Source organism: Mycolicibacterium lacusdiani (assembly GCF_021916785.1).
Lineage (GTDB): Bacteria > Actinomycetota > Actinomycetes > Mycobacteriales > Mycobacteriaceae > Mycobacterium > Mycobacterium lacusdiani.
In genome coordinates, this window is the sequence record NZ_JAKCFC010000002.1 from 1 (window position 1) to 21,301 (window position 21,301).

A 21,301-nucleotide genomic window follows, 5' to 3' on the forward strand; every position below is an offset into this window, starting at 1 on the left:
GGGGCATTACGGTGGGACACGAAGACCTCCGGAGTGAGTTGGTGCGTTCCTAGACAGCTCGCACTTCACTCGGAGGTCTTCGTTATGTCACCACGCCACGCCGTACCTAACGTCCGTGGTCAGTACAACTAGGTACCGGCTCGTCGGCCATTCTCGGTAGCCTGCTTCCGTGGCTCTCTACCGGAAGTACCGACCCTCCTCCTTCGCAGAAGTGGTGGGGCAGGAACACGTCACCGAGCCACTGTCCAATGCGCTGAACTCGGGGCGCATCAATCACGCCTACCTGTTCTCCGGTCCGCGAGGCTGCGGCAAGACGTCGTCGGCACGCATCATGGCCCGCTCGCTGAACTGCGAGCAGGGGCCGACGCCCACGCCATGCGGCGTGTGCGACTCGTGCGTGGCGCTGGCCCCCAACGGGCCGGGCAATCTGGACGTGACCGAACTCGACGCGGCCAGCCACAACGGCGTCGACGACGCGCGTGAACTCCGCGACCGGGCGTTCTACGCTCCTGCACAGTCGCGCTACCGCATCTTCATCATCGACGAGGCGCACATGGTCACGCCTCAGGCGTTCAACGCGCTACTGAAGATCGTCGAGGAGCCGCCGGAACACCTCATCTTCGTGTTCGCGACCACCGAGCCCGAGAAGGTGCTCACGACGATCCGGTCGCGCACCCACCACTACCCGTTTCGGCTGCTCGCGCCCAAGACGATGCGCGGCCTGGTCGAGCAGATCTGCGAACGCGAAGGCGTCGTCGTCGACGACGCGGTGTTCCCTCTGGTGATCCGGGCGGGCGGCGGCTCACCCCGCGACACCCTCTCGGTACTGGACCAGCTGCTGGCAGGCGCCGACGGCAACCGGGTCGACTACCCGAGCGCGCTGTCGCTGCTGGGCGCCACCGACATGGCGCTGATCGACGACGCAGTCGACGCGCTGGCGGCCGGCGACGCGGCTGCGCTGTTCGGCGCCGTCGAGGCCGTGATCGACGCTGGGCACGACCCGCGGCGCTTCGGCACCGACCTGCTCGAGCGGTTCCGCGACCTGATCATCCTGCAGGCCGTGCCCGACGCCGCCGCCCGCGGCGTGGTCGACGCGCCCGCCGACGTCCTCGAGCGCATGCGCGGTCAGGCCGAGCGGCTCGGCACCGCGACGCTGACCCGCTACGCCGAGGTGGTGCACGCCGGTCTCGGCGAGATGCGCGGCGCCACCGCGCCGCGACTGCTGCTCGAAGTGGTCTGCGCGCGGCTGCTGCTGCCATCGGCCAGCGACACGGAATCGGCGCTGCTGCAGCGCATCGAGCGCATCGAGACCCGCTTGGACGTCTCCATCCCCGCCGACGAGGCAGCACAGTCCGGTACGGGTGGATCGACGCTCGGTGCGCCCGCCAGGCAGTACGCCCGACGCAGTAATCAGGCACCCGCTGCCCCGGCTGCTCCCGCGTCGGAGCCGCCGCCTGCCCCGAGCCGCGAACCCGCCGCACCACCGCGCGCCGCCCCCGCCGCGGCGGCCCCGCTGCCACCGCCTCCGGTGCGGCAGTCCGCGGCAGCACGGCAGGTCGCCGCACCCGAACCCGTTGCGCCCGAACGCGCTGCGCCCGAACGCACTGCGCCCGAACGCACTGCGCCCGAACCGGTCGCGCCGCCGCAGCCCGTCGCGCGGCCGGAACCCGTGGCTCGACCGGAACCCGTGGCCGCCACACCGCCTCCGCAGGCGGAGGCACCCGCGGCCGGGCAGCCCGACGCCGCCGCCGTGCGCAACCTGTGGTCGACGGTGCGCGAGAAGGTCCGGGAGCGTCGTCGCACCACCGACGTGATGCTCGACGGCGCGATCGTGGTCGCGGTCGAACGCGACACCCTGGTGCTCAACCACGTGTCGGCGCCGCTGGCCAAGCGCATCAACGAAGCCCGCAACGTCGAGATCATCCGCGAGGCGCTCAAGGACGCCCTCGGCGTGAACTGGAACGTCCGGTGCGAGGCAGGCGCTCCCTCGGCGGCGAATCCGCACCAGCAGCGGGTGCAGTCCGAACCGTCGGCCGCCTTCGAGCCGCCGCCCGACGACGTCGAGAGCATGCTCGCCGAGGCGCAGAGCGAGAACCCCGCGCCGCGACGCGACCCGGAGGAGGTGGCGCTGGAGCTATTGCAGACCGAGCTGGGCGCCCGGCGGATCGGGGATGCCGGCTAGGGCGTCCACCACGGGCGCAGCGGCAGTCCGCCGTCGCCGCCGTGCTCGTCGAGCTTCACCGCCAGGATCTGGTGCAGCTGAATCATGTTGACCTCGAAGCCCAGTCGCGACCCGGCCATGTACAGGCCCCACACCTTCGCGGTGGGCAATCCGACCTCGGCGACGGCGGCGTCCCAGTTCTCCACCAGGTTTCGGCACCAGTCGCGCAACGTCATCGCATAGTGGTGCCGCAGGTTCTCCTCGTGCAGCACCTCGAGACCGACGTCTTGTGCCTCGGCGATGACGCGGCCCGACCCGGTCAGCTCGCCGTCGGGGAACACGTAGCGGTCGATGAAGCCGTGGGCGTGCGCACCGGACCGGTTGTCGGAGCGGGTGATGCAGTGGTTGAGCAGCAGTCCGCCATTGCGCAGCTTCGACTCGAGGAAGCCGAAGTACGACGGATAGTTCTGCACGCCAATGTGTTCGGTGAGGCCGATGGACGACACCGCGTCGAACCTCATCTCACGGATGTCGCGGTAGTCGCCGTGGCGGACCTCGGCGAGGTCGCTCAGTCCCTCCTCGGCGATGGCCTTCTGCGCCCACAGCGCCTGCTCCTTGGACAGCGTCACGCCGATGACGTGGACGCCCTGCCGTGCGGCGTACCGGACCATGCTGCCCCAGCCGCAACCGACGTCGAGCAAGCGATCGCCGGGCCGGAGTCGCAGCTTCTCGAACACCAGGCGGTACTTGTTGTCCTGCGCCTCCTCGAGCGTCGAGTCGGCATCGGAGTAGCAGGCGCAGGTGTAGGTCATCGACGGTCCGAGGACGTACTCGTAGAACTCGTTCGACACGTCGTAGTGGTGGTGGATCGCCTCGGCGTCGCGGGTCTTGCTGTGGCGCAGGCCTTCTGCGACGCGCCGCCACTTCGGCAGGGTCTCCTGCGGTGGTGGCGCGATCGGCATCAGGTGCTCGACGCCGATCGACCGCACGACGTTGGCCAGCGTGAGCGCCGAGGGCCGCTTGAAGTTCAGCTTCCTGGCCAGCGCCTGCAGCAGTTCGTACGGATCGCCGGGATGGACGCCGTGAGGCTCGACGTCGCCGGAGACGTACGCGCGGGCCAGGCCCAGTTCACCTGGCGCGGTGGCGAGGTACCTGGTGCCCCGCGGGGTCAGCAGGTCCAGGCCCAGTTCGGCCTCGGCCGGGCCCGCCGAGCTGCCGTCGTATGCGGTGAACTTCAGCGGGAGGTCGTAGCCGGCCGCCATGAGCTCGAGGATCTCGGCCAGGGTGAGCTTGCTCGTCCGCCCGTCCAGGCGTTCCTTGTAGGTGGTCATCGCGTTCCTTCGCTCTTCGCGCAAGCGCTCACCGTCTCTGCACCGCTTTCGCGTAGAGGTCGAGCAATCGTGAATCGGGGTCGTAGGTCTTCTTGACGGTCTGGTACTTCTCCCCGCCGTAGAGCGCGCCGAACTCCTCGGGGGAGTAGTAGGCGTCGGAGTAGAGCGACTTGTGGCCTTCGAGTTCGCTGACCTTGCGTTCGATCAGCTTGTTGGTGTGGCCCTCCTCGGAGCCGACCGGCACCGACGACCAGAAGCCGATGTTGACGTAAGTGTGCTGAGGCCGGATCGGGTACAGCGGCCAACCCGACTCGTCGCGCAACCGCAACGGGCACAACCAGATCGGTTCGATCGGAACATTGGTCAGAAACCAGTCGAGGAACTCGGCCGTCCGTCCGATCGGTACCTCGACGTCCTGCACCACCCGTTCGCGGGGCGGCCTGCCGTTGCGCTTCTCGAGGCGGTCGGCGATGTCGAACCGCTGGTCGTAGCCGATCAGCTTCCAGTAGAAGCTGCTGCGCCGGAACCGTCGCGGCCACAGTCGGCGCAGCCTGGGGTTCTGCGCACCGAACGCCCGCGAGCACCAGAACCAGTCGGTGTCCCAGCGCCACAGGTAGTCGTGAATGGTGAGGCGGTCGCTCTTGACGCCCTCGTCGTGCTCGATGGAGCGGTAGTACACGTCCTGGCCGGTGTAGTCGCTGACCGGTCCCGCCGTTCCCGTCCTGACCCCGAGGGTCAGATAGCACTCGTCGGCGCTGAACACGACGCCGTCGAGGTAGTCGACTGGGGCACCGTCGATTCCGCCGGTCTCGACGATGCGCTCCATCGTGTCGACGAGGTCGGTCAATGACGTGAAGCGCAGGTGTCGGAGCGCGACGAACGGCTTGACCTCCTCGAGTTCGATCTTCAGTCGCACCGAGTACCCAAGCGTGCCATAGGAGTTGGGGAAGGCGCGGAACAAGTCTGCGTGCTGGTCGCGCGATGCCGTGAGCATTTCGCCGGTGCCGGTCAGGATGTCCATCTCCAGCACCGACTCGTGCGGGAGGCCGTTGCGGAAGGACGCCGACTCGATGCCAAGGCCGGTGACCGCCCCGCCGAGGGTGATCGTCTTCAGCTGCGGAACCACCAACGGCGACAGCCCGTACGGCAGGGTCGCGGCGACCAGATCCTCATACGTGCACATCCCGGCCACGTCGGCGGTGCGGGCATCCGGATCGACGGAGATCACACCGGTCAGACCGGAGGTGTCGAGACCCTTGGCGGTCGCCTTCGCTCGGGCCCGGAAGAGGTTCGACGTCGCCTTGGCCAGTCGGACGGTCGCGTCGGGCGGGATCGCGCGATAGCTCTTGAGCAGTCTCTCCACGCCAGCTGCGTGGGCCGACTGCGCTTCCATGGATGCAACAGTCACACATATACGCTAGTCCCCGGTGGCACCCGGTGCGACCACACGGGGCGGGGACACCCGCTTCGACACCGAATCGACGAGGAGTCTTCACCGATGGGACAGGTCAGTGCGTCGAGCACCGTCTTGATCAACGCAGCGCCGGATGCCGTCCTCGCTGCGGTCGCCGACTACCAGACCGTGCGGCCGAAGATCCTTTCCTCGCACTACAGCGGCTACCAGGTGCTCGAAGGTGGCCAGGGTGCGGGCACCGTGGCCACGTGGAAGCTGCAGGCGACCAAGAAGCGCGTCCGCGAGGTCAAGGCGAACGTCGACGTCGCAGGCCACGCCGTCATCGAGAAGGACGCCAACTCCACCATGGTCACCAACTACACCGTGGCCCCCGCCGGAACCGGATCGACCGTCACGGTCAAGACGTCGTGGCAGGGTGCGGGCGGTATCGGCGGCTTCTTCGAGAAGACGTTCGCCCCCCTCGGCCTGCGCAAGATCCAGGCCGAGGTGCTGGAGAACCTGAAGTCCGAACTCGAGGCGAGCTAGGCGGTCCGCTGCGGCCGCGTCGCCAGGAAGCCGGCGATCCCGCGGACCACGGCCTCGGCGTACTTCTGCCTGCCCTCGGCGCTCTCGATGAGTGCCGAGTCGGCCGGGTTCTTCATGTTGCCCAGCTCGACGAGCACCGACGGGTACTGCGCGAGGTTCAGCCCGGCGATGTCCGAGCGCGGCATGAGGCCGCTCTGGCCGATGTAGTTCGCAGGCGGGATGCCGGAGCCCTGCAGCTGGTCGCGCATCACCTTGGCGAACTGCAGGGACGGTCCGGCCTGGGCGTCGTTGAGCGGCGGCGCCGAGTACAGGACGTGGAACCCGCGTCCGGTGGCCGGGCCGCCGTCGGCGTGGATCGACACGATGGCGTCGGGCTTGAGCGCGTTCGCCATGGTGGCGCGTTCGTCGACGCAGGGCCCGAGGCCGGTGTCGTCACCACGCGACATCGCGGTGCGCACCCCGAGGGCGCTGAGCTGCTGGCGGATGCGCAGCGTCGTCTCCCAGGTGAAGCTGTGCTCGGGGTAGCCACTGTTCGACGACGTGCCGCTGGCCTGGCAGTCCTTGGTGCCGCCGCGCCCGGTGGGCACCTGGCGGCTGATGGAGGCGTCGTTGCTGCCGTTGTGGCCCGGATCGAGGAACACGATCATCCCGGCGAGGCTCGCCGCCTCGGCGGTGGGGACGGCGACCGGGCCGGCGACTGACGATGCCGCGACGAGTACGCCGACGGCCGCGGCCACTAGGCCGCGCTTGGCGACGCCGACACGCAGACAGGCTGGGACTGGCACGGCGCCACGCTAGCCCGCGGGGCGACTAGTCTTGAACCCCAAACGGGCTCGTGCGGACATGCGCAACCAAGTCGAGACCAAGATGCGACAGACCCGAATCCAAGACAGGCCCGAATTCAACCGTTCGAGGGGACGAAGTCATGCAACCCGGTCAACAGCCCGACATGTCAGCGCTCCTGGCACAGGCCCAGCAGGTGCAGCAGCAGCTGATGGAGGCGCAGGAGGCGCTCGCCAACGCCGAGGTGCGCGGTCAGGGCGGCGGCGGCCTGGTGCAGGTCGTGATGAAGGGCAGCGGTGAGGTGATCGGCGTCGAGATCGACCCCAAGGTCGTCGACCCCAACGACGTCGAGACGCTGCAGGACCTCGTCGTCGGCGCCATCAAGGACGCCGGACAGCAGGTGACGCTGCTCGCGCAGTCCAAGCTCGGCCCGCTGGCCGGTGGGCTTGGCGGACTCGGCATCCCGGGGGCCTGACGCGTTGACACGCCATGTTTGAGGGACCCGTCCAGGATCTGATCGACGAACTGGGCAAGCTGCCGGGCATCGGCCCGAAGAGCGCGCAGCGCATCGCATTCCATCTGCTCTCGGTGGAGCCGCCCGACATCGACCGGTTGACCGCAGTGCTCACCAGGGTCCGCGAGGGCGTGACGTTCTGTTCGGTGTGCGGCAACGTGTCCGACAACGAGCGGTGCCGTATCTGCAGTGACCCGCGACGTGACGCGTCGATCGTGTGCGTGGTCGAGGAGCCCAAGGACGTGCAGGCCGTGGAGCGCACCCGTGAGTTCCGGGGCCGCTATCACGTGCTGGGCGGTGCGCTGGATCCGTTGTCGGGCATCGGACCCGACCAGCTGCGCATCCGGGAGTTGCTCAACCGCATCGGCGAGCGGGTCGACGGCGTCGACGTCGCCGAGGTCATCATCGCGACCGACCCGAACACCGAGGGCGAGGCCACGGCCACCTATCTGGTGCGCATGCTGCGCGACATCCCGGGGCTTTCCGTGACCCGGATCGCGTCGGGCCTGCCGATGGGTGGGGACCTGGAGTTCGCCGACGAGCTGACGCTCGGGAGGGCGTTGGCCGGCCGCAGGGCGATGGCATAGGTTCGTGCCTGTGGCTGACGAAGAGTTCAAGGTCGAGGTCGAGCTGGGTAGCGACGAGCACGGGCTGTCGTTCTGGGAGAAGCTGCGGACGCTGAAGCTCGACGACGACGCCCGCTCGCGTCTCGGTGGCCGTGTGACCGTGACCCGCGACGGCAACTGGATCCAGCTCTACGCGAGCAGCCTGCAGGATGCGCGTCAGGCGGAGCAGACCGTGCGCGAACTCGTCGTGGCCGACGACGTCACCGCGGAGTACTCGATCTCGCGCTGGGACGCCGCCGCGCAGGAGTGGGTCGACCCCTCCGACGGCGAGGTCGTCGACGACGATGCGCCCGCGAGCCCCACCCCCGACCCGAGCTACGTGATCCTCGAGGCATACAAGCCGGAGTTCCTGCGCGACCTGGGGTTGTAGGCGGGGGTTGCGTGGGCGCCCGCCCGCGAGATTGATGCCACCGACACGTCCACTCGCACTTCTTCGCGCTGCGTGCAATCTCGCGGCGCTACGGTCGCCATCCTCGGGCTATCAACGCTGCGCGTGCGGAACTGACGATCTCCAGGGGCGAGTCCTCCTTGATGACGAAGACCACGTGCCAGCCGAGGGAGTCGAGCTTCCGCTTCACCCTGACGTCCTTGGCGTATTGGAACCGGTCGGTCCTGTGCTGGTCGCCGTCGTACTCGGCGCCGACGAGGTAGTCCTCCCACGCCATGTCGAGTGTGCGGACCAGCTGCCGCCCGTCGAAGACCGGAACTTGCGTCGACGGCCTGGGTAGACCCGCGTTGACGAACAGGAGCCGCAGCCTCGTCTCGCGTGGCGAGGCCGCGCCGCCGTCGACCAGGGGAAGCGCGGCGCGGAGCGTCTTCATCCCACGCGCGCCGGGATGCCGCGCCATGACTGCCGGAAGGCCTTGCAGCGCCGACGGGACGGCCCACAGCAGTGCGTCGAGCCGGGCCACCGCCTGCTCGAGCGGAAGGTGGCGCCCGAGGTCGAAGGCGGTGCGCGCAGGCGTGGTGACCGGGATGCCATCGACCGTCGTGATCTCCTCGGGTGCCAGTTCCTCGCTGCGAACGACGAGTCCGCGAGGTGGGCGTCCGTTCCTCCAGATCAGCTCGACGGGGTGCGTGACGTCAACCCACTGAGCGCCGTGCAGCGCCGACGCGGCGACGCCCGCGATCACGCCGCGTCGCTTCGACCAGACGTAGGCGGCGGCGATCCTGTCGCGCAGATTCGGAGTCCACGGTTTCGCAACGTAGACGTCTCGCAGGATCGTCTGGTGCCACCGACGAAGCTCGTACTCGGACACGTCGCCACGCGCAAGCGCGTCGCTGCCGAGGAAGATCCGTGGGCGACCCATGTCGGGAATGTGCCACCAGACTCCGACACGTCACGAGATTGCACGCAGCGCGGGAAAGTACGAGTGGACGTGTCGGTGGGTGCAATCTCGCGGCAGGAGGTGACCTACGCGGCCGCAGGTGACCTACGCCCGGCGTGGAGCCGCCAGCCGTTCGCGTCGCAGCTGCTCGACCTCGTCGAGTTTCAGCGGCGGCAGGTCTCCGACCACCCGGGACAGCAGGTGATCGGCCAGCTCCGGGTTGCGGGCCAGGCACGGCCCGTGCAGGTACGTGGCGATGACGCTGCCCTGCACCGCACCGTCGTAGCCGTCGCCGTCGCGGTTCCCAGCACCGGTGACCACCCGGGCCAGCGGCGATGCCTCCGGGCCGAGAACCGTTCCGCCACGGTGGTTCTCGAACCCGGTGAGCCGCTGAGTCATCCCAGGGAGCAAAGGCTGTGACACCACTTCGCCGATCGTGCGCTTGGGTTGCGGCGACGTCGTCACGTCCAGCAGGCCGACGCCGTCCACGCGCTCACCCGACGACGTCTCGTACCAGTGACCAAGCACCTGGATCGCCGCGCAGATCGCCAGTACCGGAGCGCCCCGCGCCGCGGCCTGCTGCAGCCCCGGATGGCGGATCAGATGCTTGGTGGCCAGGCGCTGCGCGAAGTCCTCCGCACCGCCGAGCGTGTACAGATCCAGCTCGGCGGGAACCGGATCGTTCAAGGTAATTTCAACGACCTCGGCGTCGATACCCCGCAGCTGCAGGCGCTTTCGCAACACGACTGAGTTGCCGCCGTCGCCGTAGGTTCCCATGACGTCGGGCAGCACCAGCCCGATCCGGACCGTGGACTCGGTGGACGAACTCATCGGTGTCCTCGGCTCTTCGCGCAAGCGCTCATCGGTGCCCCCGGCTCTTCGCGCAAGCGCTCATCGGTGCCCCCGGCTCTTCGCGCAAGCGCTCATCGGTGCCCCCGGCTCTTCGCGCAAGCGCTCATCGCGCCACCCGCTTCAGTAGGCGGCTCAGTTGGAGGAACGCGGTGTAGTTGGCGACTACCTCGACATGCCCGGGGGGACACGACGTGATCGCCTCGACGGCGTTGTGCACCAGCGTGTGCTCGACGCCCGCATACCCCAGCCGCACCGCGAGATCGGTTCCGCGCTCACCGGCCGCGACCACCGGGTGGTTCACGAAGTGCTCGAAGTCGACGTCCCACAGCCATGACAGGTCCTCCCCGTCGGGCACCTGGCCGTTGACCGAGATGACCACCGAGCCGGCGTCGGTGTCGACCATCGACAGCGCCTCCTGCCATCCGGCCGGGTTCTTGGCCAGCAGCATCCGCACCGTGTGCCTGCCCAGGTCGATCGTCGAGTAGCGTCCGGCGACCTCGTCCACGGTCTCGACCGCCGCGACCGCTGCAGCAGGGTCGGCGCCGAGTGTCACCGCAGCCGCGACGGCCTGCGCCGCGTTGCCGCGGTTCACAGCACCCGGCAGCGACAGCGTCATCGGCAGCGCCAGCCCGTCGGGCCCGTACAGACACGCGTCGTCGTACCACCACTGCGGCTGTGGCCGCTCGAAGTCGGCTCCGGTCGAGTGCCAGTGCGAGCCGTCGCGGACGATCACCTCGCCGCTTCGGGGACAGCTGACCGAGTCGTTGGCCCAGCTGCCGCCGGCCGCAACCCACACCACGTGGGGGCTGTCGTAGGCGGCCGACGTCATCAGCACGTCGTCGCAGTTGGCCACGACGACGGTGTCCCGGTGGCGGGCCAGGCCGCCGCGCAGCGTCCGCTCGATGTGGTTGATCTCACCGACCCGGTCTAGCTGATCGCGCGACAGGTTCAGTAAGACGACGACGGCGGCTTCCACCGCATCCAAGACGTGCGGCACGTGCATCTCGTCGACCTCGAGTGCGGCCAGGTCGGCGTTCCGAGCGCCTGCCAGCGCGGCGATGAGCCCGGCGTCCATGTTGGCGCCTTCGGCGTTGGTGGCGACGGGTCCGATCGTGGCGAGCGCCGCCGCCGTCATCCGGGTGGTGGTCGACTTCCCGTTGGTGCCGGTCACGACTACCGAGCGGCGGCCCGAGCCGAGCTGGCCGAGGATCGACTTGTCGAGCGTCATCGCGACGAGGCCGCCGATCATCGCCCCCGCACCCCGGCCGCTGACCCGCGACGCCCAGCGTGCCGCTGCGCCGGCGCCCAACGCGGCGCGGCCACGGGCGGTCAGGGTCGTCGGCCGTTCGCTGCGCTGCCCTCCGATCACCCCGGCAGTCTATGAGGGCACGAGTGCGTCGGCGACACGCGGCGCTGACGGCCCGGGGTTGTCAGTCAGCCGTGCCATCCTCGAATTCGTGAGAACGAGTTGGGGCCGACCGGCCACCGAGCCGGGATCCGGCTGGGCGGTCGTCGACGTCGAGACGACCGGGTTCCGCCCGGGGCAGGCTCGCATCGTCAGCGTCGCCGCGCTCGCCGTCGGTGACGACGGCAACGTCGAGGGCAGCTTCTCGAGCCTGCTCAACCCGGGCGTCGACCCCGGACCCACGCACGTGCACGGCTTGACCACGGAGATGCTTGCTGGCGCTCCGACGTTCGCCGACGTGGTCGACGACCTGACCGGCGTGCTGCGCGGCCGCACCCTCGTCGCGCACAACGTCGGCTTCGACTACGCGTTCCTGACCGCCGAGGCCGAACTCGTCGACGTCGAGCTGCCCATCGACACCGTGATGTGCACCGTGGAACTGTCCCGCCGGCTTCGCCTCGGCGTCGAGAACCTGCGCCTGGAGACGCTCGCCGCGCACTGGGGCGTCACCCAGATGCGACCCCACGACGCACTGGACGACGCCCTGGTGCTGGCGCAGATCCTCAAGCCGAGCCTTGCGGGCGCCCACGATCGCCGCGCCTGGCTTCCCGTGCGTCCGGTCAGCCGGCGCAGGTGGCCCAACGGGCGGGTCACGCACGAGGAGTTCCGTCCGCTCAAGACGTTGGCGGCGCGCATGCCCTGCGCGTACCAGAACCCCGGGCCGTACGTGTCTGGTCGGCCGCTGGTCCAGGGCATGCGCATCGCGCTGGCCGAGGTGTCGCACACCTACGAGGAGCTGATCGAGCGCATCCTGCACGCCGGCCTCGCCTACACCGACGCCGTCGACCAGCAGACGTCGCTGGTGCTGTGCGACCAGCCACGGCCCGAGCAGGGCAAGGGCTTCCAAGCCGGGGAGATGGGCATCCCGCTCGTCCACGCCGCCGAGTTCATGACGCTGCTCGAGCACGTCGTCGGCGGCCGCGACGTCGAACAGTTCGTCGACGTCCCCGTCACGGGCGATCAGTACGCGCTCTTCTAGCCCGTGACATCGACTGTGCTGGTGCGGTCTACGTGAGCGCCTTGACCTTCAGGGAGTCGAACTCGGGTTGACTGATGGTTCCGGAATCGAGCAGCTCCTTCGCGTGCCGTATCTCCTCAGTCGGGGAACGTCCGACGGCCTGCCGAATGTAGTCGGCCGTCTCCTGCTGGGCGGCCGCAGCGGAATCTCGCCCGCGCTTTGCCATCCCCTGGCCCCGGGCGACCAGGTACACCAGCGCCGTCAGGTAGGGGACGAGGATCAGGAAGATCACCCACACTGCCTTGACGAATCCAGACGTCTGGTGATCGCGCCAGAATAGGTCCGTGAGGATGTTGAACAAGATCATCAAGTAGGCGATGAATGCGAAGATGACGATGGTCGACCACAGGAAGTTCCAGAACGAATCCCACATATCTCGTGCTCCTCCAACGAAACTCCGCGCACCCTGCGCTGTCGGCAGTCAAACACGGGGTGTCGTGCATCATCAGGGTCCAAAGACCCCGCTCGGAGCAGCCAAGGTCATTCGGGGCTAGCCCGCGACGGCCCCGGCGCCTGCCGCCGCGTGCGTCGCGGCGATGGTGGGCGCCCGGTAGCCGCCGTCGCGCATCGCCGCCTCGACCGCCGCGCTCACCGCGCCCACCCGGTCGGTTGGGACCAGCGCGATCACGCAGCCGCCGAATCCGCCGCCGGTCATCCGGGCGCCGAAGGCGCCTGTCGCCGCCGCCGTTTCGGCGATCGCGTCGAGCTGGGTGGTGGTGATCTCGAAGTCGTCGCGCATCGAGGCGTGCGACGCGGTCATCAATGCCCCCGCCGCGGCGAGGTCCGATTCGCGCATCGCCGCGACGAAGTCGAGCACCCGGGCGTTCTCGGTGACGATGTGGCGGGCGCGGCGGGCGTCCACCGGGTCGCCGACGGCGTCGAGACCGCCGACGTCGGCCACCTCGCGCAGGGACTCGACGCCGAGATCCCTGGCCGCGCGTTCACAGGAGTCGCGACGGGCGGCGTACTCACCACCCGCGTGTTCGTGTGCGGCATGGGAATTCATCACCAGCAGTGTCGCTCCGACCGACTCGGGATCGAACGGCACCTGCTGGACGGCCACCTCGCGGAAGTCGATCAGCAGCGCACGCTTCGATGCGCCGAACAGGGCAGACAGTTGATCGAGCAAACCCGTTGGCGCGCCGACGTACTCGTTCTCCGCCCGCTGGGCCAGGCGCGCCTGCTCGATGCGGTCCAACGACAGCTCGCCGGCCGCGACGAACGCCCCTAGGGCCGCGCACTCCAGCGCGGCCGACGACGACAGCCCGGCGCCGATCTCCACGTCGCTGGTGACGTCGAGACGCCCACCCCGGACCGGGTGACCGGCCTCGCGCAGCGCCCACACCACCCCTGCCACGTACGCCGCCCACCCGTCGACGTCGCCGGGGCGGGTGCCCGGCGCGATGTCCACCGCGCCGTCGAACTGATTGCTGCGGACGGTCAGCACGTCGCCGTCGGACGGGTCGAAACGCGCAATCGTCCGCTGCGGCAACGCGATCGGCAACGCGAAGCCCAGGTTGTAGTCGGTGTGCTCGCCGATCAGGTTGATCCGGCCCGGTGCCTCCCACGCGATCACGGCGCGACCTCGCGCAGTCGCTGCGCCACGCTCTCGGGCGTCACGTCACTGATGAAGGCGTCCATCGCCGACTCCGATCCCGCGAGGAACTTCAGCTTGGTCGCGCTGCGGCGGATCGACATGAACTCCACGTGGAAGTAGCCGTGGCGCTGGGCGCCGACGCCGGTGTGCTGGTGCAGCGCCGAGATGTAGGGCAGCGGCGTGGGGTAGAGCCGGTCGAAGCGACCGAGCACGTCGAGGTAGATCGCGGCGAGGTCGTCGCGTTCGGCATCGGTGAGTTCGATCAGATTGGGCACTAACCGGTTCGGGTAGACGTGCACCTCGACCGGCCAGCGGGCAGCGAACGGCACGAAGGCGGTGAACAGCTCGGAGCGCGCGATGACGCGGCTGCCGTCGGTGACCTCGGCGGCCAGCAGGTCCGCGAACAGATTGGTGCCGGTGCGGCTGTGGTGTGCGTCCGCGCGGCCCAGCATGTGGGTGGTGCGCGGGGTGAGTGACGGGTAGCCGTAGATCTGGCCGTGCGGGTGGGTGAGCGTCACGCCGATCTCCTCGCCGCGGTTCTCGAAGCAGAACACCTGCTCGATTCCCTTGCGGCCGAACATGTCCGCGGTTCGGTGTGCCCACGCGTCGACGACGAGACGGGCGTGTGGCTGGGACAGTCCGGCGAACGACCCGGTGTGATCGCTGGAGAAGCAGATCACCTCGCAGCGACCGTGACCCGGTGCGGTGACGAATCCGTCGACGCCGCCGTCGGGGAGTGCGAACGCGGTGTCGGGGCTTGCGCCGGACAGGCTCGGGAAGCGGTTCTCGAACACCACCACGTCGTAGTCGGGCGCCGGGATCTCGCTGCGATCCCCGGACGGCCCCGGGCACAGTGGACACTGGTCGGCAGGCGGCTTGTAGGTGCGGTCCTGGCGCAGCGCGGCGATGATCACCCACTCCCCGGTCTGACGGTCGAAGCGGACCTCCGAGGACCCGGCCGTGCGGGCGGGCAGCGGACGCCGGTCGGCGACCGGCCGTGGTGCGTGACCCGGCAGCGCGAAGAAGTACTCGTCGCGGCCGTCGGCCAGCGTCCAGTGCAGTGGTTCGCCCATCAGGCGCCCACCTCGGCGATCCGCAGTTCGCCGACCTCGGCGGCGACGAGTTGCCGCTCGGGGTCGGTGAGCCCGTCGTCGACGATCAACGTGTCGACCCGGTCGAGCCGGGCGAAGACGTTGGTGCCGATCTCCTGGTACTTGGTGTGGTCGGCCAGTACGAACAGTCGCGCGCCGATGTCGATCAACATCCGATTCGTCTGCGCCTCTGCGACATTGGGCGAGGTCAGCCCGACGCGCGGATCGAAGCCGTGCACGCCGAGGTAGCTGGCGTCCACCCGGAAGGAGCCGATCGCGTTGTCGGCGATCGGGCCGACCAGGGCGTCCGACGGCGTGCGGACGCCGCCGCTGAGATACGCCTGGGGCCCGTCCTCGCCGTCACCCGACGGATCGGTCAACGTCGTGAACACCCTCAGCGAGTTGGTGATCACCGTGATGCTCGGTCGCCGCGCAAGCCTGCGGGCGAGTTCGGTGGTGGTGGTGCCCGCGCTGATCGCGATCGTCATGCCGTCCTCGACGGTGCTCGCGGCGACCGCGGCGATCGCCTCCTTCTCGGCGCGCTGCTGAGAGGCCTTCACCACCGACCACGGCTCCTCGCCGCGGTTGTGGCGGACCACCGCGCCGCCGTGCACCTTGCGCAGCAGGTCTTGGGCGTGCAGCGCGTCGAGGTCGCGGCGCACGGTCATCTCCGACACGTCGAGCTGGGCCGCAAGGTCGGCGACGCGCGCGGACCCACCGGCCTGCAACGTACGCAGTATTGCGGCGCGGCGATCGGCGGCGAGCATGGGCTGAGGTGTCCTCTGCTGGTGGGAACCGCACATTAACAAACAACATCGCCCGATTTCGGCCCTTTCGGCCAACCCCCCTGTTACTTTCTGCGAGTTCCTGTTAGAACTTGTGAAAATCGATCGCTCCAACGAAGGGGTAGATGCGTGACGTCCAGCATCTTGGCCGCCGACTCGGTACTGCGGCTCAACGTCGGGTTCCTCGACTACGCGTTGATTGCCGTCTACTTCGTCTTCGTGCTCGGCATCGGGCTCATCGCGCGCAGTCAGATCTCGACCAGCCTGGACTTCTTCCTGTCGGGACGCCGGCTGCCGGCCTGGGTCACCGGCCTGGCGTTCGTCTCGGCGAACCTTGGCGCCATCGAGATCATGGGCATGTCGGCCAACGGCGCCCAGATCGGCCTGTCGACCATGCACTACTACTGGATCGGCGCCATCCCGGCGATGCTGTTCCTTGGCGTGGTGATGATGCCGTTCTACTACGGCTCCAAGGTCCGCAGCGTGCCCGAGTTCATGCGCAGGCGCTTCGGTCCCGGCGCCCACCTGGTCAACGCGATCAGCTTCGCGGTCGCCCAGGTGCTGATCGCAGGCGTCAACCTGTTCCTGCTGGCCACGGTGATCAACGTGCTGCTCGGCTGGAACCGCTGGCTGTCGCTGATCGTGGCGGCGCTGATCGTGCTGACCTACACCGCGCTCGGCGGGCTATCGGCCGCGATCTACAACGAGGTGCTGCAGTTCTTCGTCATCTGCGCCGCGCTGATCCCACTCACGGTCTTCGGCCTGATCAAGGTCGGCGGCTGGGATGGCCTAAAGGCGAAGCTGGTCGACACCGTCTCCGACGGCGCGGTGACCGCGTCGGTGGGCGAACAGTTGAATACATGGCCCGGCCAAGCGCTCAGTGGGTTCGACAGTCCCGTGTGGTCGGTGATCGGCATCGTCTTCGGGCTCGGGTTCGTGCTGTCGTTCGGCTACTGGACCACGAACTTCGTCGAGGTGCAGCGGGCCATGGCATCGGACTCGATGTCGGCGGCCCGCCGTGCGCCGATCATCGCGGCGTTCCCGAAGATGTTCATCCCCTTCGTCGTCGTAATCCCCGGCATGATCGCCGCCGCGGCGATCGGCGACATGGTCGACTTCAAGTCGTCGGGATCGGGTGACATCACCTACAACGACGCGATGCTGCTGATGATCCGCGACATCCTGCCCAACGGGCTGCTCGGCGTCGCGATCGCGGGCCTGATGGCGTCGTTCATGGCGGGCATGGCGGCCAACGTCTCGGCGTTCAATACTGTGTTCAGCTACGACATCTGGCAGGCCTACATCGTCAAGAACCGGCCCGACCGGTACTACATCCAGGTGGGCAGGGTCGCGACGGTCGCCGCCACCATCCTGGCGATCTTCACCGCGCTCATCGCGGCCGGCTACTCGAACCTGATGGACTACCTGCAGACGCTGTTCGGGTTCTTCAACGCGCCGCTGTTCGCGACGTTCATCCTCGGCATGTTCTGGAAGCGGATGACCGCGACGGCAGGCTGGGTGGGTCTGGTCGCCGGAACCCTCTCCGCGGTCGGCGTCTTCCTGCTCGGCGAGACCGGCGTGATCAACCTGCCAGGCCAGGGCGTTCCGTTCGTGGCCGCCTCGGCCGCCTTCGTCGTCGACATCGTCGTCAGCGTCGCCGTCACGATGGTGACCCAGCCCAAGCCCGTGGCCGAACTCGCGGGCCTGGTGTACTCCCGAACCGAACACAACCTGTTCGGTGACACCGACGCCGCAGGCACACCCTGGTATCAGAAGCCCGTACCCCTGGCTACGGTGGCACTCGTCCTGGTCATCGCCCTCAACGTGATCTTCCACTGAGCCCGACGCGAACACAGGGAGTATCGATGTCCGATCCGCACGCACCTCAGACCCGGTTCCGCTTCTTCGACATCCGCAACATCATCGGTGCGTTGATGGCGATCTACGGCGTGGCGCTGACCCTGGCCGGGTTCTTCCCCCAGATCCTCGGCGAGTACTCCGATCCGGCCGCCGCGAGCAACCGGACCGAGCTCTACATCGGCACCGACGCGAACTGGTGGGTCGGTCTGATCCTGCTCGCCGTGGCCGGAATGTTCTTCGCATGGGCGGTGCTGAGGCCCGTCGTCCCCATCGAACCGGACGGAACGGACGCCGCGGTGGAACCTCCGCGCGAGCACTGAGCCATCGACGTGGCCGCTGACGGCAGCGGGCTCGACGCTCGCCGGTTCACGCTGACCAGCGACACCTGCAGGGCCGTACTCACCGATCTCGGGGCGCGGCTGCTCGAACTGCACGTGCCCGACCGGACCGGAGCGTGGGCCGACGTCGTGCTGCAGCGACCGACCTTCGCCGACGTCGCCGAAGACCCCGCCTACATGGGCGCCACCGTCGGACGGTGCGCCAACCGAACCATGCTGGGCCGGGCCGAGATCGACGGCGCGGCAGTTCAATTGAGCATCAACGAGGGCAGGCACCATCTGCACGGCGGCGTCCGCGGCTTCGACCGCAGGCTGTGGTCGGCCGACGCGAGCGACGACGAGGTGAGCTTCCACCGCGTCTCCCCGGCCGGCGAGGAGGGCTACCCGGGAACGCTGACGACGCGCGTGACGTACCGGCTGAGCGGCTCGACGCTGAGCGTCGGCGTCCGGGCGAGCACCGACGCCCCCACCGTCGTCAACGTCGTGCACCACTCGTACTTCAACCTCGCCGGACACGACGCGGGCACCATCGACGATCACGTCGTGACGGTGCACGCGTCGCACTACCTACCCGTCGACCAAGACCTGATCCCCACCGGCGAGGTGCGCGCCGTGGCAGGGACCCCGTTCGACTTCCGGGAGCCGGCGCCGATCGGTGGACGAGTCTTCGACCACAACTGGGTGCTCGACGACTGGACGCCCGACGTCATGCGCGACGTCGCCGTGGTCCACGAACCCCGCATCGGCCGCCGAATGACGGTGTCCACCAACCAGCCCGGCCTCCAGCTCTACACCGGTGAGCACCTGGCGGGCCTCACCGGCAAGGGCGCGGTCGCCGGCTACCCGGCGTTCGCGGGGCTGGCCCTGGAAGCGCAGGGTTTCCCGGATGCCGTGCACCACGAGCACTTTCCGTCCACCGCATTGCTTCCGGGCCAGACCTACGTCAACGACGTGGCGTTCGCGTTCGCTAGCTGCGCGCTGCCCGGTTGACGGCGGAGACCACGGCCCGCAGCGAGGCCGTCGTGATCGACGTCGCGATGCCAACACCCCACACGGTTTTGCCACCGATCGACGCCTCCACGTAGGCCGCGGCCTGTGCCTCCTCGCCCGCGGACAGCGCGTGCTCGGAGTAGTCCAGCACCGAGACGTCGTATCCGATGGCGCCCAGGGCGTCGACGAACGCGGCGAGCGGCCCGTTGCCCGCGCCCTCGATCTCGCGCTCCTGGCCGTCGACGAGCACCGTCGCGACGATCGAGTCGGTGCCGCCGTCGACCTCCGACGCGTCGACGCGCTGCTTGATGCGCTCCAACGGACGGATCGGCGACAGGTATTCCTCGGCGAAGACGTCCCACATCTCCTTGGGCGACACCTCGCCGCCCTCGCCGTCGGTGATCTTCTGGATGGCCTGGCTGAACTCGATCTGCAGGCGCCGCGGCAGCGCCAGACCGTGGTCGGCCTTCATGATGTAGGCGACGCCGCCCTTGCCGGACTGCGAATTCACCCGGATGACGGCCTCGTAGGTGCGGCCGACGTCCTTGGGGTCGATCGGCAGATACGGGACCTGCCAGAGCATCTCGTCGATGTCGGAGTCCGCCTCGTCGGCTGCGACCTTCATCGCGTCCAGACCCTTGTTGATCGCGTCCTGGTGGCTGCCGGAGAACGCCGTGTACACCAGGTCGCCGCCGTAGGGGTGCCGCTCGTGCACGGGCAGCTGATTGCAGTACTCCACCGTGCGCCGGATCTCGTCGATGTTCGAGAAGTCGATCTGCGGGTCGACGCCGCGGCTGAACAGGTTCAGGCCGAGCGTCACCAGGCAGACGTTGCCGGTGCGCTCGCCGTTGCCGAACAGGCAGCCCTCGATACGGTCGGCCCCGGCCTGGTAGCCCAATTCGGCTGCGGCGACGGCGGTTCCGCGGTCGTTGTGCGGGTGCAGGCTCAGGATGATCGAGTCGCGGCGGGCCAGGTTGCGGCTCATCCACTCGATCGAGTCGGCGTAGACGTTGGGCGTCGCCATCTCGACGGTGGCGGGCAGGTTCAGGATCAGCGGGGCGTCGGGCGTCGCGCCGACGATCTCGCTCACCGCATCGCAGACGTCCTTCGCGTACTCCAGCTCGGTGCCGGTGTAGGACTCCGGGCTGTACTCGAAGCGCCAGTTCGTCTCGGGGTACTTCTTGGCCTCCTCGACGCACATCCTGGCGCCGTCGGTGGCGATCTTCTTGACGGCCTCGCGGTCGGCGCGGAACACCACGCGGCGCTGCAGGATCGACGTCGAGTTGTAGAAGTGCACGATGGCCCGCGGGGCACCGGCGCACGCCTCGAACGTCCGCGCGATCAGCTCGGGCCTGCACTGCGTCAGCACCTGGATCGTGACGTCGTCGGGTACCGCGCCCTGGGTGATGATCTCGCGGACGAAGTCGAAGTCCGTCTGGCTCGCCGACGGGAACCCGACCTCGATCTCCTTGTAGCCCATGCGGACCAGCAGGTCGAACATGCGCCGCTTGCGCGCCGGGCTCATCGGATCGATCAGGGCCTGGTTGCCGTCGCGCAGGTCGACCGCACACCACATCGGGGCGGTCTCGACGACCTTGTCCGGCCAGGTGCGGTCGGCCAGTGTGATCGGCTCGACCTCCTCGGCGAAGGTGCGGTACCGGCTGACCGGCATCTGAGAAGCGCGTTGGGTGTTCCACGCGGGCTGGCCGGCGTGGGGCGGGCCTGCCGGCGTGGAGATGCTGCGGGCGCTATTGAAGGCGTCCGGGGAATCGGGGGAATTCGTGGTCATGAGGTGGCTCCGGGTTCGTCTGTGTTGACTTCAGACCGGCGCATCGCGAACACCCGCGACGGAGAGCCAGTCTGGTTCAGACTCCGTCGCGGCGCCCGAGGAGGAGCACACGCTGCACGGCGTCGACCTTACTCCGGCCTGGCCGCGCGGCAAAACGCCAGGGGTCAGACCTGGGAGTCCGGGAACGCGATCACCGACAGGAAGCGGATGGGGACCTCGACCAGGTCGACGGGGCCGTGGGCGCCCTCGCCGTCCATCTGCAGCGAGTCGCCTGGGTGCAGCCGGTAGACCGAGCGGCTGTGGCCATAGTCCATGACGCCCTCCAGCATGTAGATGAACTCGGTGCCCGGGTGCTGGAACAGGGGATAGGTCTGGCTCTTCTCCGACAGCGTGACGTGCAGGCACTCCAGCCGCTTGTGCTCACCGCGCAGCGACCCGAGCAGCCGGTACTCGTGGCCCTCCCGGGTGCCTTCGCGCACGATGTGGGCGCCGGTGCCGGACTCGACGAACGCCGCGGGCCGCTCGACGTCGGCGCCGCGGAACAGGCTCGTCACCGGGACATCGAAGCCCTTGGCCAGCAGCGCCAGCGTCGACAGGCTGCACGAAGTCTGGGCATTCTCGATCTTCGACAGCATGGCCTTCGAGATGCCAACGCGCGCAGCGGTATCGGCGACGGTCAGGCCGTGCTGCTGCCGCAGCTGCCGAACGTTGTGACCGATCGCCGTCTCGAGTTCGACCTCGTCGACGGGCTGGGCGGGGTCGCGTTCGCGCGCGATGCCGGACACGTTGCGGAGCAACGGCCCGTCGACGTCGGAAGGGCTCACCGCCCCATTC

21 protein-coding genes are annotated in these 21,301 nt (G+C 68.7%); 9 read left to right on the forward strand and 12 right to left on the reverse strand.

The annotated features are described in order from the left end of the window. Window positions 1–169 precede the first annotated feature (169 nt). Entirely contained in the window at window positions 170–2,182 is a 2,013-nt protein-coding gene (locus LOK44_RS04990; protein WP_237568986.1) for a DNA polymerase III subunits gamma/tau, read from the forward strand. Here the strand turns inward: LOK44_RS04990 and LOK44_RS04995 are convergent. Next, window positions 2,179–3,492, reverse strand: a complete 1,314-nt coding sequence (locus LOK44_RS04995) for a class I SAM-dependent methyltransferase (RefSeq protein WP_237568987.1) — start codon at window positions 3,490–3,492, stop codon at window positions 2,179–2,181. The two genes, LOK44_RS04990 and LOK44_RS04995, sit on opposite strands and share 4 nt — an antisense overlap. A 28-nt stretch (window positions 3,493–3,520) precedes the next feature. Continuing rightward, a complete protein-coding gene (locus LOK44_RS05000; RefSeq protein WP_249783095.1) occupies window positions 3,521–4,885 on the reverse strand; it encodes an FAD-binding oxidoreductase in 1,365 nt (454 codons plus the stop codon). A gap of 105 nt (window positions 4,886–4,990) precedes the next feature. Between LOK44_RS05000 and LOK44_RS05005 the strand changes: the two genes are divergently transcribed. Then, window positions 4,991–5,431, forward strand: a complete 441-nt coding sequence (locus LOK44_RS05005; RefSeq protein ID WP_237568989.1) for an SRPBCC family protein — start codon at window positions 4,991–4,993, stop codon at window positions 5,429–5,431. Here the strand turns inward: LOK44_RS05005 and LOK44_RS05010 are convergent. Further along, window positions 5,428–6,216, reverse strand: coding sequence for an Rv3717 family N-acetylmuramoyl-L-alanine amidase (locus tag LOK44_RS05010; RefSeq protein ID WP_237568990.1), 789 nt, complete (start codon window positions 6,214–6,216; stop codon window positions 5,428–5,430). The genes LOK44_RS05005 and LOK44_RS05010 overlap by 4 nt on opposite strands. Before the next feature lie 140 nt (window positions 6,217–6,356). On the opposite strand from LOK44_RS05010, the gene LOK44_RS05015 reads away from it, so the two are divergent. The 3 genes from LOK44_RS05015 to LOK44_RS05025 are packed head-to-tail and all read left to right on the forward strand — an operon-like array spanning window position 6,357 to window position 7,724. Further along, window positions 6,357–6,689, forward strand: a complete 333-nt coding sequence (locus LOK44_RS05015; protein WP_237568991.1) for a YbaB/EbfC family nucleoid-associated protein — start codon at window positions 6,357–6,359, stop codon at window positions 6,687–6,689. Window positions 6,690–6,703: 14 nt separating this feature from the next. Next, window positions 6,704–7,315, forward strand: a complete 612-nt coding sequence (gene recR / locus LOK44_RS05020) for a recombination mediator RecR (protein WP_163921138.1) — start codon at window positions 6,704–6,706, stop codon at window positions 7,313–7,315. Window positions 7,316–7,325: 10 nt separating this feature from the next. Beyond that, window positions 7,326–7,724, forward strand: coding sequence for a hypothetical protein (locus LOK44_RS05025; RefSeq protein WP_237568992.1), 399 nt, complete (start codon window positions 7,326–7,328; stop codon window positions 7,722–7,724). An 88-nt stretch (window positions 7,725–7,812) separates the two neighbouring features. On the opposite strand, the gene LOK44_RS05030 is transcribed toward LOK44_RS05025, so the two are convergent. The 3 genes from LOK44_RS05030 to LOK44_RS05040 all read right to left on the reverse strand — a co-directional run bounded on the left by LOK44_RS05030 (window position 7,813) and on the right by LOK44_RS05040 (window position 10,903). Further along, window positions 7,813–8,664 (reverse strand): type IV toxin-antitoxin system AbiEi family antitoxin, encoded by an 852-nt coding sequence (locus LOK44_RS05030; protein WP_237568993.1) that lies wholly within the window; start codon window positions 8,662–8,664, stop codon window positions 7,813–7,815. A gap of 123 nt (window positions 8,665–8,787) precedes the next feature. Beyond that, window positions 8,788–9,513: a type 1 glutamine amidotransferase gene (locus LOK44_RS05035; RefSeq protein ID WP_237568994.1), complete on the reverse strand. Its 726-nt coding sequence runs from the start codon at window positions 9,511–9,513 to the stop codon at window positions 8,788–8,790. Window positions 9,514–9,637: 124 nt separating this feature from the next. Beyond that, window positions 9,638–10,903: a Mur ligase family protein gene (locus LOK44_RS05040; protein WP_237568995.1), complete on the reverse strand. Its 1,266-nt coding sequence runs from the start codon at window positions 10,901–10,903 to the stop codon at window positions 9,638–9,640. An 88-nt stretch (window positions 10,904–10,991) separates the two neighbouring features. Here LOK44_RS05040 and LOK44_RS05045 point away from each other — a divergent pair, with 88 nt between their 5' ends. After that, on the forward strand, window positions 10,992–11,978 hold the full coding sequence (locus LOK44_RS05045) for a DEDDh family exonuclease (RefSeq protein ID WP_237568996.1): 987 nt from the start codon (window positions 10,992–10,994) through the stop codon (window positions 11,976–11,978). Window positions 11,979–12,006: 28 nt separating this feature from the next. On the opposite strand, the gene LOK44_RS05050 is transcribed toward LOK44_RS05045, so the two are convergent. From LOK44_RS05050 to LOK44_RS05065, 4 genes are all read right to left on the reverse strand, one after another. Beyond that, a complete protein-coding gene (locus tag LOK44_RS05050; RefSeq protein WP_237568997.1) occupies window positions 12,007–12,390 on the reverse strand; it encodes a PLDc N-terminal domain-containing protein in 384 nt (127 codons plus the stop codon). Window positions 12,391–12,507: 117 nt separating this feature from the next. Then, window positions 12,508–13,593 (reverse strand): galactokinase, encoded by a 1,086-nt coding sequence (locus tag LOK44_RS05055; RefSeq protein ID WP_237568998.1) that lies wholly within the window; start codon window positions 13,591–13,593, stop codon window positions 12,508–12,510. Beyond that, window positions 13,590–14,687 (reverse strand): galactose-1-phosphate uridylyltransferase, encoded by a 1,098-nt coding sequence (galT, locus tag LOK44_RS05060; RefSeq protein ID WP_237568999.1) that lies wholly within the window; start codon window positions 14,685–14,687, stop codon window positions 13,590–13,592. Before galT ends, LOK44_RS05055 begins: the two co-directional genes overlap by 4 nt. Then, window positions 14,687–15,472, reverse strand: a complete 786-nt coding sequence (locus tag LOK44_RS05065) for a DeoR/GlpR family DNA-binding transcription regulator (protein ID WP_237569000.1) — start codon at window positions 15,470–15,472, stop codon at window positions 14,687–14,689. The genes galT and LOK44_RS05065 overlap by 1 nt, the downstream gene beginning before the upstream one ends. A gap of 147 nt (window positions 15,473–15,619) precedes the next feature. Between LOK44_RS05065 and LOK44_RS05070 the strand changes: the two genes are divergently transcribed. From LOK44_RS05070 to LOK44_RS05080, 3 genes are read left to right on the forward strand one after another with little or no spacing between them, the layout of a single operon-like run. After that, window positions 15,620–17,329: a sodium:solute symporter family protein gene (locus LOK44_RS05070; protein ID WP_237569001.1), complete on the forward strand. Its 1,710-nt coding sequence runs from the start codon at window positions 15,620–15,622 to the stop codon at window positions 17,327–17,329. A 26-nt stretch (window positions 17,330–17,355) separates the two neighbouring features. After that, window positions 17,356–17,670, forward strand: coding sequence for a hypothetical protein (locus tag LOK44_RS05075; RefSeq protein ID WP_237569002.1), 315 nt, complete (start codon window positions 17,356–17,358; stop codon window positions 17,668–17,670). 9 nt (window positions 17,671–17,679) lie between these two features. Next, window positions 17,680–18,678 (forward strand): aldose epimerase family protein, encoded by a 999-nt coding sequence (locus tag LOK44_RS05080; RefSeq protein WP_237569003.1) that lies wholly within the window; start codon window positions 17,680–17,682, stop codon window positions 18,676–18,678. Here LOK44_RS05080 and leuA read toward each other — a convergent pair. Together leuA and LOK44_RS05090 are read right to left on the reverse strand one after the other, a co-directional pair. Then, window positions 18,656–20,467 (reverse strand): 2-isopropylmalate synthase, encoded by a 1,812-nt coding sequence (leuA, locus tag LOK44_RS05085; RefSeq protein ID WP_237569004.1) that lies wholly within the window; start codon window positions 20,465–20,467, stop codon window positions 18,656–18,658. The two genes, LOK44_RS05080 and leuA, sit on opposite strands and share 23 nt — an antisense overlap. Window positions 20,468–20,631: 164 nt before the next feature. Further along, on the reverse strand, window positions 20,632–21,291 hold the full coding sequence (locus LOK44_RS05090; protein ID WP_163921175.1) for a helix-turn-helix domain-containing protein: 660 nt from the start codon (window positions 21,289–21,291) through the stop codon (window positions 20,632–20,634). Window positions 21,292–21,301: the final 10 nt, after the last annotated feature.